The organism is Bradyrhizobium viridifuturi, assembly GCF_001238275.1.
GTDB lineage: Bacteria > Pseudomonadota > Alphaproteobacteria > Rhizobiales > Xanthobacteraceae > Bradyrhizobium > Bradyrhizobium viridifuturi.
Window position 1 is genome coordinate 127,405 of the sequence record NZ_LGTB01000020.1, and the last position, 17,107, is coordinate 144,511.

Genomic DNA, 17,107 nt, shown 5'->3' on the forward strand with positions numbered 1-17,107 from the left:
GCGCAAGACGCTTCACCGGGAATCGGCGAGCATTCCGTTCAGAAGCGCTTCCGCCCGCTGCAGCAGCGGCTTCGCGCCACTATCGGATGCAATCGTGATCGCCGCGCGCAGCTGGTTGAGAACCGCATTCGTCTCGTCCGCGTTCGTGGCAGGCGATATCGTCGCTTCGCTGAAAAGCGCCTCGGCTTCCAGACCGGAAAAGCCCTGCTGCCGCGCGGTGTTGCGCGCCTCTCGCAGCATGTTCAGCGCGGCCCGTGTATCGCCGAGCCGGCTGACAGCGAGCGCCAGGTAGATCGAGGTTCGCAGCACAATCGAGGTGTAGCCAACCGATCTGGCTTCTTCCCGGGCTTCAACAAGCGTCAGCCGCGCTTGATCGAGACGCCCCTGCTCCAGATACGCGATGCCGAGATGACATGTGACAACTGGCACGAAGAGCCGAATTCCATACTTCTGCCCGAGCGCGAAAGCCTCCTCCAGGATGTCAGCCGCTCCGCCGGGGTTGCCCTGCCCGAGCATCAGGAAGCCGCCGCTATATCCCGCAGCAACGCGATCAAATGGCCGATTGCTCTCATTGGCGATCGCCGCGGCGCGCTGGTGAAATTCGATGCCGGTGTCGATCTCTCCAAGTGTAGTGTGGGTTACGCTCTTCATCATGCAACTCAGCAACAGCAGAGTTCTCGGCGTCGTCCCGGGCGGCGCGCTGGCATCCGGCCCGGAAAGGCGGAGGCACGCCTGTCCCAGCATCTGCTCGGCTTCGCGAAACCGGCCGGCGATGAAGTAGGCTTGGCCAAGGCTATATTGAGCCAGGTTGAGCCAACCGGGATTGCCCCATTCACCGGCCAGACGAGCAACCTCCTCGCCGGTTTCGATGGCTTCGATCGGCGTGCCGTAGAAGTTTTGGGCTCCCGACCTGACCGCCATCGCCGCGACCTTCCGCCCGATATCGTCGACTACGTTGGCGCGTCCCTCTGCGTCCCTTCCGAGGTCGAACCATTCGGCGACCTTGCCGGCGCTCATGAACGCCGTGCGCGCCTCGATGCGAAGGTCGATCGCGTCCGCCTCGCGCGAGCGAGCGAACGGCGTCTTGTCGAGCGCGGCCATTGCGATCTCGAAGTAGTTGGTTGCGTCGGCAAATGCCGATCGTGCCAGGCTCTTCCGCGCGGCAGTTCTGCCGTAAGTGAACGCCTTTTGCCAATCCTTCGCCCGCATCGCGTGAAAGCAGAGCTTGCTGGGCTCATCGTACGAACTGCCATTGCCTTCCAGCGTCGCAAGAATCCGCGCATGGACGCCCTCTCGCAGCTTCTCGACCATCGAGTCGTAGGTCACCTGGCGAACCATCTCGTGCGGGAATTCGAGCAAGCCGTCCTGCTCGACATCGATCCTCACGAGAAACTCGACGCGATCAAGCGCCGTCAGGCAACGCTGAAAAGCCTCTTGCGGCAGGCCGGACACCTCACGCAGCATGGATTCCGTCGAAGACGGCCCCAACGCCGCCGCAATCTGCAACAGCGCGCGCTCCTCCTTCGATATGCGATCCAGACGCGTGGCGATGACGCCCTGGATGCTGCTCGGAATTCCCAGATCACCAACCGGGCGTACGAGCGCCAGTTCGCCCCAATGGCCCCGGAGGATTCCGCTGTCCTTGAGGCTGCGACAAACCTCCTCAATGAATAGCGGTACGCTGGCGGTATGAAGAACGACGCGGTTCTTCAGATCAGCCATGTTCGCCGACGAGCCCAGGATGTCGTCCAACATCTCGCGTCCAGCATCCTCATCGAGCGAACGCAATACAGTGATTTCAGCATTACTGCGCGCGACCCAATCGGGAATTCCATTGGGCCGGCTGGTCAGCAGCACCAGAAGGCCGGGCGCCTTCAGCGAGGTGAGCGCGGCCATCACGGTCTCGCTGGCGCGATCGATCCAGTGCAGATCCTCGATGAGAATCACCGCGCGCCGGCTAACGACAAGGCCTTCGAGGATCGCACAGCATGCCTCGCTGATCGCGCGACCGCGCGCATGGGGCTCCAACTCGGCCCATTCCGGATCCGAGATCGGGCGGTCAAGCACCGCATTGATGGCTGAACGCTGAATCGCTGTGAGTTTCGTCAAGCTGTCCATGTCGGCCGCGGCTCCCTCCAGGATCGAGAGCACCAGCGCCTTGAGCGTGCTGAACGGCGCGCCTTGAAGATTCGGGCTGCATTCGGCGTGGATGGGAAGCCAGCCCTCCCGCGTGAGCTGGTCAACGAACTCATGCACCAGCCGCGATTTCCCGATGCCGGGATCGCCGATCAAGAGCGCCGTTTGCCGGTCAGGGTCAGCGCCGTGCGCCAACTGCCTGAGCAGCGCCGTTTCCTTCAACCGGTTGACGAACCGCGCAACGCTTCGTGCCCTGCGGACCCGCCAGCTGGAGACGTCAGTCGCACCGGCGATGCGGTATATCGGTACGGGCTCACTGAATCCCTTGAGCTGCTTCCGTCCCAGATATTCAAACTGGACGTTGCCTTCGGCTAGGTTCTGACAGGCTTCGGACGCGTAGATCTGGTTCGGCTCGGCGACCGCTTCAAGCCGTGCCGCAAGATGCTGCGCCGCCCCACCGATCTCGTAAACCTTGGAGTACTCGCTGGCGACCATGTAGGCCACCACGCGCCCCGAATGGAGCCCGACCCGGACCTGCAGCCCCGGATCGCCCAAACCTGCCACTCGTCGAACCAGTTCGATCGCCGCATGGCAGGCCAGCGGCGCGTGGTTGTCGTCGGCGATCGGCGCTCCAAATACCGCGGCGAGCCCATCACCCAGCTCCTTGCTGACAATGCCGCCGAACTGGCGCACGGCTCCTCGCATCGCGATCAGGGCTGGCTCCAGGCGCGAGACCGCCTCTTCCGGGTCCAAATCCGCGACGAGCCCCGTCGAGTCGACCACGTCGGCGCGAAGAATCGTCACAAATCGTTGTTCGCTATCGGGGTCTGCGCGCTTAGCTACAGCAGCACCGCATTTGGCGCACCAATTGTCGTCCGCTCCGATTGTCGACTGGCATGCAAAGCAAAGCATTCCCCTGCTCTCAAAGGCTACTGCGATATCGCCGGCTCCCCCCGGTGAGCAGCCTAGGGTAGAGATTACCCATCGCGACCTGCTTATCAATCCGGACGTGCAATCCACCTGCATCCGCGCCAACCCGAGAGGTTGTCGAACTAGACGGGATACAGTCTTGAGTGGTAGGTCGGGGCGCGAGAGAAATCGGACGGCACAACTTGAGCCGCATGACCTATTCGATCGACGTACCAGCGTTGCATAACTTACGTATAGCCAGAGCAATTCAAAGTTGCAATGAAAGGGAAATCCTATGGGCGGAAGAGTATTCAATAATCAACAATTTAAAGACCATATCAACGCGCACTACTATCCTTTGCAGAACATGATCAAGAGCGTCGCTATACTTAAGGCGTCGGATCATATCGACATTGAGACGCTGGAATATGGCCAATACCAGCCGATCCTGTCGCCCCGGGACCAATGGCCGGGCGGCAGCGGCAAGCGGTGGCAGCGGGAGATGGGCAAGGCACGTCTGGACCTCGCCACTCAGGCAAGCACCGCCCCCCTCTCCAAGGACCAAGCCGGCGTCGTGCCGCTGACGAAGTGCGCCCTGCTCGATGCCAGCGTCCGCAAATGCTTCAACTCCGAACCGCCGATCCCGATCAAGATCGACGTCAAGGAGAAGGACAAGAACGCGCCGAACGCCGATCGGCACGACATCTTGCTGGTCTGGGAACATGCAAACGGCGACGGTCAACCGCCGACGCTTCTGCTGCTGACGATGGTCTGCCCGGCCTGATCCGGGCACGTGCCGCCCGTCGCTCGCTCGGGTATCGAGCCCGAGCGACGACCGTCGCAAACGAGGCCCGCGCTCGCAAATGCCCGAAGGACGTTCACGAGCCGGGCGTCCATTTCCAGACGATATCGGATACGTTGATCGGCTTCGGAATCAGCCCGATTGCCTTGAAGCGATCGGCAATCGCCTGCTGGCTCCTGACAATCTCCGCATCGACCGGCACCACCTGGTAGTTAGAGCGCGCGACGAAGCGCCTGATGGCCTCGATGTCGACCCCGGTCGCCTCAGCCTGCGCGCGGGCCACCTCCTCACGGTGATCGGCGGCCCATTTACCTTCGGCCGCGAAGATCGCGTTGAGCTTGGCAACGATGGCGGGATACTTCGCAACGAAGTCCGATCCCGCGATGTAGAACGCGTTTGGCTTGTGCACGTCCTTGTCGAAGGCAATGACGCGCACCTTGTCCTTGATCTCCGCGAGCGCCAGATAGGGATCCCAGATCGACCACGCGTCGACGATGCCCCTGGAGAAGGCGACAGTTGCATCCGCCGGCGCCAGCGGTGTCGGCGTGATGTCGGCCCAGCCGAGGCCGGCCTTGTCGAGCGCCGCGACCAGCAGGTTGTGCGCGCTCGAGCCCTTGCCGAACGCAACGCGCTTGCCCTTGAGGTCGGCGAGCGTTCGGATCGGCGAGTCGGCCGGCACGATGATCGCCTGGTTGCTGCCGTCAGACGTCACCGCTGCGACGTACTCGATCTTGGCTGCACCGGCCTGCGCGAAGATCGGCGGCGTATCGCCGACGAAACCAAAATCGACGCTGCCGACATTGATCGCCTCGAGCAGCGGCGGCCCGAACTGGAAGTCGATCCACTTGACTTCGATGCCGAGCGGCTTGAATGCGACCTCGACGGTATGACGCTGGCGGACGGCCGGGAACAAGCCGCCCTTCTGTGTACCGATCCGGATCTCGGCCGGCTTGTCTTCGGCGCGAGCCGGCGCGGCCACGAACGCTGATAGCGCCAGTGCGGCCGCAAGGATGGTGCGTCTGGTCGTCATAACAATCCCTTCAAAGGTTGCCTTCAGATACTGCGTGCATTCGATGATGGCTGACCGCGCACCTTGCGACGCTGCAAGTGCGCCCTCACCGCGCGCTCCGCGGCGCGCGCGGAGCCGAAATAGCCGCCGTCGAGACCGTCAAAGGCGCGGTCCGAGGAGAAGAAGCAGAAGCCGCGGCTATCGCTGACAACGATACCTGCGGTTCGATCCGAGACCTCGATGACGTAGGCCTGGGCTTGTGCTTGGGACGTTTGGGCTTGGGATGTTTGGGCTTGGGACATGCGTGCTCACGCGCCGAATGATGGCGCTCCTGTCTGATTGTCGGGCGCTCTGGATTTTCGAAGCGATCAACAACAGACGCCGGTCGCCGCCGAGACGCAGCGATGCTGCATGCGGCTTCGCATGTCGCACATCAGGCTGCGGGGATTGTGTCTCATTGCGGTGACCTTCAACACGTATATCGCGGATCAATATCCGGCCGAACCGCGCGGCGGTCAATGAAATGGCAGTCCAAAGATCACGGTCTGGCGCGATACCTCATTCGCGACGGCCCAGAAAAACAGCACAGATTTGGTGATGACGGCGGCGGCTGAATTGGCGGCCGCTGGCCGGGCACCCTGCGTCCTGGTACCCGCCCCGCATCGCTCAAGGCAGGATCGGCGGGTGATAGGTGAAGGTCGCCATCAGGATAGCCGCCAGCAGCATCACGATCGGGAAGTGGATGAAGAATTGTACCGACGTGTAGCCGATCAGATCCTTCGACTTCAGGCCGAGAATGCCGAGCAACGGCAGCATCCAGAACGGGTTGATGAAGTTCGGCAGCGTCTCGGCGATGTTGTAGACCATGACAGTCCAGCCAAGATGCGCGCCGATGTCGTTGGCCGCCTTCATGATGTAGGGCGCCTCGATGATCCACTTGCCGCCGGCCGATGGCACGAAGAAGCCGAGCAGCGCGGAGTAGATTCCAACCAGGAACGAGAACACAGTCGAGTTGCTGGAAGCGCCGACGAACCAGTGCGCGATCGTGTCCGACAGCGTGGTGCCGCTGCTGTTCGGCACCTTGGTCAGGATCTGCGCAATGCCGGCATAGAACGGAAACTGCAGCAGCACGCCGGAGACGCTCGGCATCGCCTTGGAAAAGGACTCGATCAGGCTGCGCGGTCGCCAGTGCAGCACGATGCCGAGAATGAGGAAGACGAAATTGTAAGTGTTGAGCCCCGACAGCGTGATCAACGGGTTGCCCGACTGGAAGGTCTGCCACAGCCAGCCGGCGGCAAGCAGCGCGATCAGGATCGTCAGCAGCGGACTGAACTCGAGCCAATCGCCCGGACGCGCCGGCTTCCTGGCTTCGATGCGGTCATCGCCGAGCGCAACGCCGAGATCTTCGGCCGTCTTTGCCTGCTCCGGCGCCGGTGTCGTGAAATAGCAGATCGCTGCCGATACGACGCTCACCATCACGACCGTGACCATGTTCTGCCAGGTCAGAATGGTTTCCGAGAAGCCGATCACGCCGGTGATCGGCAGAAGCGACGCCGGAATGCTGCCGGCATTGGCCTGCAGCTGCGCGGCAGACGACGTGATGCCGAGGGTGAAACCGCAACCGAGTCCGAGATAGCCGGCCGCGCCGGCTGCCCGATAATCGAGCCGGATATCCGTGCGCCGCGCGATCTCCCGCACCAGCAGGCCGGAGAAAATCAGGCTCAGGCCCCAGTTCAGCAGCGACAGAAAGATGCTCAGCATCCCGACGAAGACCACCGCGCCGCGCCCGGTCTTCGGCACGCTCGCGAGCCGCGCCAGCACGGCAGCGACCGGCGGCGACATCGCCACGACGTAGCCGCCGATCGCAACCAGCGCCATCTGCATCGTGAAGGGAATCAGATTCCAGAACCCGTCGCCGAATGCGCGGCTGACGGCGAGCGGCGAACCGCCATGCAGGATCGCCCCCCCGGCAACCGCAATCACGGCGATCAGGACGAAGACATACGCATCCGGAAACCAGCGCTCTGCGAACGCCACCAGGGCTTGCGAAAACCGCGCCACGATGTTGTCCGCTACAGGTTTTCGCAGGCTCATGGTCTGGTCGTGCGTTGCATTCGTCATCAATCTGGTCCCCCTCCGGTGATGCGGTTGGCGTTCAATGGTGTTTGGTCATCAAAGTGCGAGCGTGAGGTCGGTGAGCGGCACGGCCTGGCAGGCGAGGCATCGGCCATCGCTTGCATCGACAGGCCCGAGATGAGTGAACTCCCCGTCGACGACCTCGACCGCGCAGCTTTCGCACTGCCCGACACGGCAGCCGCTCGGCAGCGCGACACCCGCCGCACTCGCCGCGTCGAGCAGCGTCCCCTGCTCCGGTGCCCACGAAAAACTCTGCTTGCTGCCGGCGAGCCTGATGGTCCGCGGCGCAAGGTTGTCCGGCACCGCCGGCGGCGATACGAAGCTCTCGGCAAAGATATCAAAGCGCGGGATACCGAGCGCCGCTGCGGCCTCGATCTGCGCTGCAACAAAATCCGGCGAGCCGCAGATGTAGACCAGCGGACGGCGCGCCAGCAGCGGCTTGACCTGTTCGAGATCGATCCGCCCCTTGCGCAACGTATGCGAGCCGATCTGATCCTGCGCGAACGGCACCGAGTAGAATGTCACGCGCGTCAGCTCCGGCGTGGCGGCTTCCAGCTCCGCAAGCCGCTGCGCGAACGGATGCTCGCGGCTGCTGCGGCAGCCATGGAGCAGCAGGACTTCGGCGACGCGATCCTGTGGCGCAACGCGTTGCAGCGTCTCGAGATGGCTGATGAACGGCGTGATCCCGATGCCGGCCGCGAGGAAGACCAGCGGCCGCGGTCCTTTCAGGGGTGGGGTGAAGATGCCGCCCGGCGGCTCCAGCAGAACCTCATCTCCGACGGCAAGCCCATGCAGCCGATCCGGCATGAAGAATGGCGCGTCGGCGCCCTTGGCTTCGTCGAAGAAACGTCCCTTCACCGCGACCGACAGCGCCTGCGGCAGATCGCCAGATCCGGTCAACGAATAGGCCCGCGCTTCGGATGCACCGGGCGACGCCGTCATCACGTGCTGCCCCGGCAGGAAGTCGGGCAGCGGACCACCGTCAAGCGGCAGCAAGTTGAGGGCTATGACATTGTCGGCCTCCGGCCGGCGCTCGCCGACCACGAACCGCCGCCGGCCGCTCCAGACGCCGCGACTGGCCACGCTGTCACGCCGGATATCGCAGACGATCGCGCGCAGCGGGACGGAGCCGCTGACCGGATCGCGCGCGTCGTCGCGCAGCACCGCATTGATGTTGCGAGTGAGGGCGCCTGCCGCAGCCGAGCGATCGCGGCCGAGCGGCGGACAGTCTTCCCACCAGCGAATTCGCAACGACGACCCGCGCATCGAGCGCCGCATTGAGCCGCACCTTCAGGCGTACGGCACCGCCCTGTGTTTCCACCACGGCCCAGTCGCCTTCGACGAGCCCCCGCCGCGCGGCAAGTTGCGGACTGATCTCGACGGCCGGGTCGGGCGACTTCCGCCGCAGCGAGGCGACATGGCGCCAGGACGAGTGAATGAACCAGCCGCTCTTGGCGGTGGACAGCACGAGCGGAAAGCGTTCGTCCGCGGCCGTCGTGAGCGGGCTGCCGACCGGTTCGACATGATCAGGCAACGGATCATACCCGTGTCCCAGCATCAGCTCCGAATAGATCTCGACGCGGCGCGTCGGCGTCGCAAAGCCCGCCGCCGTGCCGTCCTCGCGCGTGACGGCGTATTTCTCGTCGCGGAAGGCCTGCGGGAAGCGCCGTCCTTCGGGATGACCCCGCAGATCCTCGACGCCGACGCCGAGCGGTGCCAGCTGATAATTCCAGCCGGCCTCGATGTCGCCGCCGAAGAACAACTCGCCCATGCCAAGCTTGAGCGCGAGCGCGGCGGCGATCTCGTAATCGGCTTTCACCGCACCGACCGGTTCGACCATGCGTGGGCGAAACTGCACGGTCTCGACCGCCGCTTGCGTGATCTCGAACCCGATCTTGAGCGCATCGCGCTCCCACGGCGTGCTGGCCGGGAGCACGAAATCGGCGCTCTCCGCGGTCGGGTTCATGAACATGTCGACATGAACCTGGAATTCCAGCGCGTTCAGCGCGGCCTTGTTGCGCTCGGAATCGCCCTGCGAGACCACGAAGTTGGTGCCGAACGCCACCAATGCGCGGACCCGGTAGGGTTCGCCTTCGAGCACGGCCCGGCTGAAATCGCGCGCCGTGATCCAGCCCTTTGCGGGCGGCCCGAGCGGCAGTTCGGCGATGCCGAGCGCCTTGGCCTGCTGCTCCGGCGGCAGGATGTTGTAGTCGTTGAGCGGACGCGTCGGCGGCGGCACCGGCCAGCGATTGCCGCCAGGCCGATCGCAGGCGCCGGTCAACGCGTAGAGCGATGCGATCGCGCGCTCGATCGCGGTGGCGTTGGTGTGCTGCCCGACGCCGGTCCAAGAGTGATAGGCGAGCCGCGGCCGCGCAGCGAGCAACGTGTTGAACGCCTCGATGTCCGCGATGGGTAGCCAGGTCAGCTCCGCCACACGCGCCGGCGTGTAAGGCGCGGCGCGCTCGACGAGCAACTCGAACGCGGTTGCCGCCGAGATCGTCCGGCCGTCGCGGGCAGGGATCGACAGCGTGCCTCGCAGCCGGCCGCAGCCCTCCGGCGCGTAGCGCGTATCGCAAGGCACCGGCGAGCCAGACGCATCAAGGCGAACGAAAGCGTCCGCCGCGCCATCCGGCCACAACGCATCGGCGCGCAGGAAGCGGCCGGTGGCGCGATCGACCAGCAGCGATCCGTTGGTCCATGCGTCGACGAAGTCAGCGTCGAAGCTGCCGGTCGCAATGAGATGACGGATTGCGCCCATCGCAAGCGCGCCATCGGCGCCTGGGCGAATGCGCAGCCAGAGATCGGCTTGCTGACCGGAGCCGTTCGGCTTGGGATCGACCACCACAACCTTGGCACCGCGCCGCCGCGCGTCGGCAATCCGCGTCGCCTGGGCGAGCCAAGTGCGCGCGGGGTTGTGGCCCCACAGCACGATCGCATCCGCATTGTCGTAATCGGGAAAGCCGATGCCGCGACCGAAGGTCAGCGCGTGCGCAAAGTCCTTGTGCCAGCCGCAGATCTCGACCGCGTAGATCAGGTTCGGACTGCCGAAGCCGCGGATGAAACGCTCGACCCATTCAAAGCTGTCGACCATCGGAGTGCCGCTCGGCGTGGTGACGCCGAACGCCACTGCCTCCGCGCCGCTCTCGGCGCGGATCCTGCCGAGCCGGTCGGCTATCTCGGTCAGGGCCTCGTCCCACGACACCTCGACCCAGCCGGGATCGGCGGCGTCGCGCGGGCGGGTCCGCTTCAGGGGGACGGTCAACCGGCGCGGGCTGGCCACGATTTCCGGAGCCGCGCGCCCCTTGGCGCACAGCGCACCTCCGGTCGGATGGTTATTTAATACCTCCACACCGACAAGGCGTCCGTCCTCGACGACGGTGACGGCGCCGCAACGCGAACGACAAAGCGTGCAATAGCCGAGTAGCCGCTGTTTCACCGCCGTCTCACTCTCAGTCAACCTTGTGACGCATTTTGGTAGCGCGTTACACATTTACGTCATACGCTACCGGTCCCGTCAAGACTAAGTAATAATCAGGGACGAATCGGAGTTCCCGGCGAGAAGGCGGCTGCGACCACCCATGGACCAGAATTTGCGCGAACAGGTGCTGCAGCGGGTGCGCGCCGAGATCATTTCCGGGCAGAGCCTGCCCGGCACGATGTATTCGGTGCCGAGCCTCGCCACGAGCCTCGGCGTCTCCTCGACGCCGGTGCGCGAAGCGCTGCTCGAGCTCAGCCGCGGCGGTCTCGTCGAGCCGATGCGCAACCGCGGCTTCAAGGTGGTGGAGCCGTCGCTGACCGAGCTACGCAATCTGTTCGATATGCGCGAGGTGCTGGAGTTGCACGCCGCGGTGCTGGTCGCCGCCAATCCGCCAAAGGATCTGCCTGCCGTGCGTGGCTGGGCCGATGAGATCGCCAGGGCTGTCGAGACCGACGACATCCAGCTCTATCTGGAAGCCGACCGCGCCTATCATCGCGAGTTCATCGCCGCCGCCGGCAACGAGCTCCTGACCGAGATGGTGATGGGCCTGCGCGACAAGATGCGGCTCTACGGCATCAGCTCGCGCGCCGGCCTCGAACGCCAGCAGGCTTCCGTGCCCGAGCACTACCGGCTGATCGAACTCGCACTCGCCGGTGAGACCGAGGCGCTGCCGACGCTGCTGCGCAGCCATATCCGCTCCTGGGAGCCGATCTTCGTCGATGCGTTGATGCGCTCGAAGGAGCACGCGCGCGAGCCGCTGCGGCAGGCGCGCGGCTGACGCGGAGCAAGATAGACGGCTGGCCGCGGTGAGCGGCTAGTCCAGAATGCTCTTGTAGTGCTCCGAGAAGACGTCACGGCCGATGATCAGTCGCATCACTTCGGAGCTGCCGGCCAGGATCCGGTTGACGCGCGCGTCGGTGAACATCCGGCTGATCGGATATTCATCCATATAGCCGGCGCCGCCGTGCAGCTGCACGCCGAGGTCGAGCATCTTCCACTCGACTTCCGACGACATCATCTTGGCCTTGGCGCCCATGTTGCTGGTCAGGCGTCCGGCATTGTGCTCGGCGACGCAGTGATCGACATAGACCTGCACGAGATCGATTTCGGCATCCATCTCCGCCATGCGGAACTGGGTGTTCTGCTGCTCGGCGAGCGGCCGGCCGAACAGCTTGCGGTCCATCACGTAAGTGCGCGTGACGTCGAATGCCTTGCGGGCATTGGCGATCGATCCGACCGCGGAGATCAGCCGCTCTTCGGCAAGGCCTTCCATGAGATAGTAAAAGCCCCTGCCCGGCTCGCCCAGCACATTGGCCTTGGGCACCTTCACATTGTTGAAGAATAGCTCGGCGGTGTCCTGCGCCGGCATGCCCATCTTCTTGAGATTGCGGCCGCGCTCAAAGCCTTCCATGCCGCGCTCGACGATCAGCAGCACCATGGCGTGCTTCTTCTCGGCGCCCGCGAGCTTCGCCGCCACGATCACCACGTCTGAATTGATGCCGTTGGAGATATAGGTCTTCGAGCCATTGAGCAGGAAATGATCGCCCTTGTCCTCCGCCGTCGTCCGCATCCCCGCAAGGTCTGAGCCCGCGCCGGGCTCGGTCATCGCGATGGCCAGGATGGTCTCGCCGCTGACGCATTTGGGCAGGAAGCGATCGCGCTGCTCCTCGGTGCCGAAGCGCTTGAAGTAAGATCCGACCAGGCGGCTGTGCAGCGTGTTGAACCAGCCCTTGCAGCCCGAGCGCGCGGTCTCCTCGATGATGATCTGCTCATAGCGGAAATCCTCGTCGCCCATGCCGCCGTATTTTTCCTCGGGCCAGATCATCAGGAAGCCGAGGTCGCCGGCCTTCTTGAACGCGTTGCGATCGACGATGCCCGCCTCTCGCCACTTCTCCATGTGGGGCGCGATCTCGCTGGCGAGAAACTTGCGGTAGGAATCGCGGAAAATGACCTGGTCTTCGGTAAAGCTGCGCATCATTCACCCAATAGCGCTCTCAAGCAGCGCGGAAACCCGCCGGCGTGCGGCGCGGCACTCACAAAAAATCGGAGCGCCGGTTCTGCAATCAAAACCGGCGCTCCGTTTTCGAACAATCGCGGCCTTACTTGCCCTTCCAGTTCGGCGCGCGTTTTTCTGCGAAGGCAGCGGCGCCCTCGCGGGCATCCTCGGACACGAAGACCGGACCGACGATCTCCTGCTGCTTCTTCCACATCTGGTCTTCGGGCCAGAGCCGGGATTCGACGATCACCTGCTTGGAAGCCTTCACGGCGAGCGGGCCATTGGCGCCGATCGCAGCTGCAAGCGCGAGCGCGGCGTCCAGCGCCGGGCCGTCGGTGACGCGGTTGATGATGCCGAGCTCATGGGCGCGCTCGGCGCCGAAGAACTCGCCCGTCAACGCGAATTCCATCGCCACGCGGAACGGCATCTGGCGCGGCATGCGGATCAGCCCGCCGGCTGCCGCAGCCAACCCGCGCTTCACCTCGGGGATACCGAACTTGGCGTTGCGGTTGGCGACGATCATGTCGCAGGACAGCGCGATCTCCATCCCGCCGGCGAGCGCGTAGCCGTCGACCGCCGCGATCAACGGCTTCTTCGGCGGCGCCTCGGTGAGGCCGGCGAAGCCGCGGCCGGGGATCGACGGCCGCTCGCCTTTCAGGAACCCCTTGAGGTCCATGCCCGAGCAGAACGTGCCGCCGGCGCCGGTGATGATGCCGACGCTGAGCGCATCGTCGGCGTCGAGCCGGTCGATCGCCGCAGCCACGCCCTTGGAGAGGGCGAGATTGGCGGCGTTCTTGGCCTCCGGCCGGTTCAGCGTGATGATCAGGATAGGTCCGCGGACTTCAGTGAGGACCGGCGTTTCTTCGGACATCGCTTCGTCTCCTGTTGCCTTGGCTGTCGCCTAGCGCGGTGCCATGCGGATGGCGCCGTCGAGACGGACGTCTTCACCGTTGAAGTAGCCGTTGGTGATCATGGTCAACGCCAGATGCGCGTATTCCTCCGGCATGCCGAGACGCTTGGGGAACGGCACCGACGCGCTGAGCGCGGCCTTGACGTTCTCCGGGGCGCCCTGCAGCAGCGGGGTGTTGAAGATGCCCGGCAGGATGGTGTTGACGCGGATGCCTTCGGCCATCAGGTCGCGCGCGATCGGCAGCGTCATGCCGACGACGCCGGCCTTCGAAGCCGAATAAGCCGCCTGCCCCATCTGGCCGTCCTCGGCTGCGACCGACGCCGTATTCACGACCGCGCCGCGCTCACCGTGCTCCAGCGGAGCCAGCGACAGCATGCCCTGCGCCGACTTGGCGATGCAGCGGAAGGTGCCGACGAGGTTGATCTGGATGATGCGATTGAAGGCGTCGATCGGGAAGTGCGTAGGCTCGCCGGTCTTCTTATCGCGGCCCGCGGTCTTCACCGCGTTGCCGGTGCCGGCGCAGTTCACCAGGATGCGCTCCTGGCCATGCGCCGCACGGGCCTTGGCGAAGCCTGCATCGACCTGCTCGTCGGAGGTGACGTCGACCTTGCAGAACACACCGCCGATTTCCTTGGCGATGGCTTCACCCTTCTCTTCGTTGAAGTCGAAGATCGCGACCTTCACGCCCTGCGCAGCGAGCGCGCGCGAGGTGGCCGCACCGAGGCCCGACGCGCCGCCGGTGACGACGGCGGCGACCGATGAATCTAGTTTCATTGCGTTATCCTTTCGCGATCAGAGGCGTTCGATGATGATGGCAGGCGCCATGCCGCCGGCGGCGCACATAGTGACCAGACCATAGCGTCCGCCGCTGCGCTCGAGCTCGTCGAGCGCGGTGCCGATCAGGATCGATCCGGTCGCACCGATCGGGTGGCCGAGCGCGATCGAGCCGCCATTGATGTTGACCTTCTCGCGATTGAGGTCGAGGTCACGGATGAACTTCTCGGCGACGACCGCGAACGCCTCGTTGATCTCCCAGACATCGATGTCGTTCTTGGTCAGCCCGGCCTTGGCGAGCACCTTCTTGGCCGCCGGGACCGGCGCGTTGAGCATCAGCGTCGGATCATCACCCTGGTTGGCATAGGCCACGATGCGGCCGCGCGGCTTGAGGCCGTGCTTCTCGGCATATTCCTTCGACGTGATCAGCACCGCGGCGGCGCCGTCCACCACGCCGGAGCTGTTGCCGGCATGATGCACGCCCTTCCACTCGAGGCCCGGGTAACGGCGCTGGATCTGCTTCTTGAAGGTCGTGCCGTTACCAAGATCGAAATCGGCAAGCTGCTCGAAGCTCGGCTTCAGCGAAGCTAGGCCTTCGGCGGTGGTTTCGGGGCGCGGAAACTCCTCACGACCGAGCGCAACGCTGCCGTCGTCGTTGAGCACGGGGATCACCGACTTGGCGAAGCGGCCCTCGTCGATTGCCCGCTTGGCGCGCTGCTGGCTCGTCAGTGCCAACGCATCGCAGGCCTCGCGGCTGATGCCCTCGCGCGTCGCGATGGCGTCGCCGCACACGCCCTGGTGCGACTGCGGGTGAATCTCGTCAAGCGCCGGATTGCCCGAACCCATCATCCGCGCCGGCTGGCCCGCCTTGGAGCGCTCGGCTGCGAGGGTCTGCTGATAGCTCATCATCTCGGTGCCGCCCGCGATGACGCAATCTTCCATCCCCGACATCACCGAGGCTGCCGCGAGGTTCACCGAGGTGATGCCGCCGCCGCAAAAGCGATCCAGCGTCGTGCCGCTGGCGTTGATGTCATAGCCGGCCGCGAGCGCCGACATGCGGCCGAGATCGCCGCCCTGCTTGCCTTCCTGGGTCGACGTCGACCAGATGATGTCGTCGACGGTCGACGTATCGAGCTTGTTGCGCTCCTTGAGCGCGGCGAGCACGGTGGCCGCCAGATGCTGCGGATGCAGGTGCGACAGCGCGCCTTTGCCCGGCTTGCCGATGCCGCGCGGCGTGCGGACGGCGTCGATGATGTATGCTTCAGGCATGCGTTTCCCCTTCGTTTCAGATGTTTCGCTCAAATTGGCTGGTGCCGACGTCCCGGCCGTTCCGGTGCGCGTGCTGCTTCGGAATGAGATGGGTCGTCAGCGGTGCGGCGTCACCGAAAGCGGCTCGGCAATCGAGTTGCGCTGATCTTCGAAATATTCGAAGCGCGGCACCGTGCGGAGTTCGCGCTCGTCGGCACAGGCGGGCTTGTCGCCTCCTTCCGCAAACAACGGAGCGCCGGGCGCGGCGGCGTGCGGCCCGAGAGCATATTTCTGCTCTTGCGGCAGGTAGATCAGTTGGCCGATCTGGGTGAGCGTCAGCGTGAGACGGGAGACCGTCGATCGCGGAAGACCGCAGCGATCGGCGATCTCGCGATTGCCCAGGCGAATGCTCCGACCTTCGAAGCAACGCACGATGTCGAATGCGCGCGACACCACTTGGATCACGCGCCGGTTGTCCGTGCCGGCGGTCTCTTGCGCCATCAGTACCTCAGATCGACGTCCCATCGTTTACGCCTCACTCCTCATTTTGCGTACGGGTGAATGAAGCCCGCCCTGGTTCGGGCAGGACACGCCGATCTGCGAGGTCGCTGTCGCGCGTGCAGCGCCACGCGGCGCTCGCGCGAGCGGATCTGCAGAACGGATCTGACCGCAGGCGCCTGGTCTTCCAGACCGGTGAAGCCCTGACCGCGGGGCGAGCAGCTTCTGGTATCGATGGCCGGCCGGCATCAGGCGGATTCTTTCCCTAGGGTTTCAGACCTTAATTAATTGATTAATTAGTCAGGTGATTAAAGTGAGCGCCTCGCCCTGTCAACTGCGGTTGCCGCAGGGCGCCCCGCGCGCATCGCACCCCGCTCTAATCGTTCCGGCCAATGTGGCAGAAGCAGTAGTCGCCGCCGCGCTACGGCGAATTTCAAACCGTGAGCGAAACGGAACGCGCCGCCAGCATCACCGCTCGGCACGGCAATCGCCGGACGCGGCGCGACGAAACGGATGCGGTGAGAGATCAGCAGATGTCTTGAGAAGCGAACCTGGGCAGTCGATGGTCCGACGCGACACGACTGCCGGCCGGCGTGGCCGATACGAGGGCGAACCTAAGCTATTGAAAAGCTTGGTGGTGGGCGCACCAGGGCTCGAACCTGGGACCGCTGATTAAGTGACGCATGATATGCAAGAAGGATCAGTACCTATTCCGACAAATAAGGGGATGGAACTGCATTGAAGGCACGAGAGCTTTTCCAATTGTCGGAATGCTGGGTTTCGACTCGCGAGTACGACGCGCCGGCTCCCGTTCGGAAGAGCAGTCTGGGAGGCGTCGGGGATTCAAGTCACTGGAGCGCTATCGCCTTTCCCCACACCAATCCAACCTACGCTATTTCATCTAATCCTCCGCATTAGGCCAGTTTCTTGAGCCCCCGCCAGGACGCCGGCCAAGCGGCGCTTTCCAACTGCGAGACTTCCAAATGGACACCGAAACCACCGCAAGATCTTGATTTCGGAGCCGACGGTTGGCTTGAGCGAGTGCAAGAATGGCTGAATCAAAATCAGGCAGCACTTTCAGATATATTAGTAACTATTCTGAATTTCGCGCTGTTTTCATCTCCAATTGGATCAATAGGTTACACAGCGGTTCAGAATGAAGAGGGAGTACGTCGGACAAGCCAAACGCGCCGGCTCGTCGAAGTAGCCAT

General features: G+C 64.2%; 12 protein-coding genes and 1 pseudogene. 3 read left to right on the top strand and 10 right to left on the bottom strand.

Translation table 11 applies throughout. The annotated features are described in order from the left end of the window. Positions 1–12: 12 nt before the first annotated feature. Positions 13–3,048, bottom strand: a complete 3,036-nt coding sequence (locus tag ALC15_RS19675) for an ATP-binding protein (RefSeq protein WP_050628667.1) — start codon at positions 3,046–3,048, stop codon at positions 13–15. 292 nt (positions 3,049–3,340) lie between these two features. Between ALC15_RS19675 and ALC15_RS19680 the strand changes: the two genes are divergently transcribed. After that, positions 3,341–3,829, top strand: coding sequence for a hypothetical protein (locus tag ALC15_RS19680; protein WP_050628668.1), 489 nt, complete (start codon positions 3,341–3,343; stop codon positions 3,827–3,829). Positions 3,830–3,923: 94 nt separating this feature from the next. Here ALC15_RS19680 and ALC15_RS19685 read toward each other — a convergent pair whose 3' ends face one another. The 4 genes from ALC15_RS19685 to ALC15_RS19700 all read right to left on the bottom strand — a co-directional run bounded on the left by ALC15_RS19685 (position 3,924) and on the right by ALC15_RS19700 (position 10,428). Next, entirely contained in the window at positions 3,924–4,877 is a 954-nt protein-coding gene (locus ALC15_RS19685; RefSeq protein WP_050628669.1) for an aliphatic sulfonate ABC transporter substrate-binding protein, read from the bottom strand. Between the two features lie 645 nt (positions 4,878–5,522). Next, complete coding sequence (locus ALC15_RS19695) at positions 5,523–6,977, bottom strand: short-chain fatty acid transporter (RefSeq protein WP_050628671.1); 1,455 nt, start codon at positions 6,975–6,977, stop codon at positions 5,523–5,525. 51 nt (positions 6,978–7,028) lie between these two features. Further along, positions 7,029–8,156 (bottom strand): flavin reductase family protein, encoded by a 1,128-nt coding sequence (locus ALC15_RS46345; RefSeq protein WP_244486162.1) that lies wholly within the window; start codon positions 8,154–8,156, stop codon positions 7,029–7,031. Then, positions 8,080–10,428 carry a molybdopterin-dependent oxidoreductase gene (locus tag ALC15_RS19700; RefSeq protein WP_244486163.1) on the bottom strand — a complete coding sequence of 783 codons (2,349 nt, stop codon included), beginning with the start codon at positions 10,426–10,428 and terminating at the stop codon, positions 8,080–8,082. Before ALC15_RS19700 ends, ALC15_RS46345 begins: the two co-directional genes overlap by 77 nt. A gap of 142 nt (positions 10,429–10,570) precedes the next feature. Between ALC15_RS19700 and ALC15_RS19705 the strand changes: the two genes are divergently transcribed. Continuing rightward, positions 10,571–11,248, top strand: coding sequence for a GntR family transcriptional regulator (locus ALC15_RS19705; RefSeq protein WP_050628672.1), 678 nt, complete (start codon positions 10,571–10,573; stop codon positions 11,246–11,248). Positions 11,249–11,284: 36 nt separating this feature from the next. On the opposite strand, the gene ALC15_RS19710 is transcribed toward ALC15_RS19705, so the two are convergent. From ALC15_RS19710 to ALC15_RS46350, 5 genes and pseudogenes are all read right to left on the bottom strand, one after another. After that, on the bottom strand, positions 11,285–12,445 hold the full coding sequence (locus ALC15_RS19710) for an acyl-CoA dehydrogenase family protein (protein WP_094193974.1): 1,161 nt from the start codon (positions 12,443–12,445) through the stop codon (positions 11,285–11,287). A 124-nt stretch (positions 12,446–12,569) separates the two neighbouring features. Next, positions 12,570–13,337, bottom strand: coding sequence for a crotonase/enoyl-CoA hydratase family protein (locus ALC15_RS19715; protein ID WP_050628674.1), 768 nt, complete (start codon positions 13,335–13,337; stop codon positions 12,570–12,572). A gap of 30 nt (positions 13,338–13,367) precedes the next feature. Further along, on the bottom strand, positions 13,368–14,150 hold the full coding sequence (locus tag ALC15_RS19720) for an SDR family NAD(P)-dependent oxidoreductase (RefSeq protein WP_028336964.1): 783 nt from the start codon (positions 14,148–14,150) through the stop codon (positions 13,368–13,370). Between the two features lie 18 nt (positions 14,151–14,168). Continuing rightward, entirely contained in the window at positions 14,169–15,419 is a 1,251-nt protein-coding gene (locus ALC15_RS19725; protein WP_050628675.1) for an acetyl-CoA C-acetyltransferase, read from the bottom strand. A gap of 240 nt (positions 15,420–15,659) precedes the next feature. Continuing rightward, a pseudogene (locus ALC15_RS46350) lies at positions 15,660–15,923 on the bottom strand (helix-turn-helix domain-containing protein); the annotation flags it as partial. A 900-nt stretch (positions 15,924–16,823) separates the two neighbouring features. On the opposite strand from ALC15_RS46350, the gene ALC15_RS45485 reads away from it, so the two are divergent. After that, positions 16,824–17,107 (top strand): hypothetical protein (locus ALC15_RS45485; protein WP_210168594.1); only part of this gene is annotated, 284 nt, incomplete at its 3' end.

What these genes read in the sequence shown, in the direction of transcription:
- ALC15_RS19685 (WP_050628669.1), bottom strand. Translation starts at nt 4,877, where the DNA reads ATGACGACCAGACGCACCATCCTTGCGGCCGCACTGGCGCTATCAGCG.
- ALC15_RS19710 (WP_094193974.1), bottom strand. Translation starts at nt 12,445, where the DNA reads ATGCGCAGCTTTACCGAAGACCAGGTCATTTTCCGCGATTCCTACCGC.
- ALC15_RS19715 (WP_050628674.1), bottom strand. Translation starts at nt 13,337, where the DNA reads ATGTCCGAAGAAACGCCGGTCCTCACTGAAGTCCGCGGACCTATCCTG.
- ALC15_RS19695 (WP_050628671.1), bottom strand. Translation starts at nt 6,977, where the DNA reads ATGACGAATGCAACGCACGACCAGACCATGAGCCTGCGAAAACCTGTA.
- ALC15_RS19725 (WP_050628675.1), bottom strand. Translation starts at nt 15,419, where the DNA reads ATGCCTGAAGCATACATCATCGACGCCGTCCGCACGCCGCGCGGCATC.
- ALC15_RS19720 (WP_028336964.1), bottom strand. Translation starts at nt 14,150, where the DNA reads ATGAAACTAGATTCATCGGTCGCCGCCGTCGTCACCGGCGGCGCGTCG.
- ALC15_RS19675 (WP_050628667.1), bottom strand. Translation starts at nt 3,048, where the DNA reads ATGCTTTGCTTTGCATGCCAGTCGACAATCGGAGCGGACGACAATTGG.
- ALC15_RS19705 (WP_050628672.1), top strand. Translation starts at nt 10,571, where the DNA reads ATGGACCAGAATTTGCGCGAACAGGTGCTGCAGCGGGTGCGCGCCGAG.
- ALC15_RS19680 (WP_050628668.1), top strand. Translation starts at nt 3,341, where the DNA reads ATGGGCGGAAGAGTATTCAATAATCAACAATTTAAAGACCATATCAAC.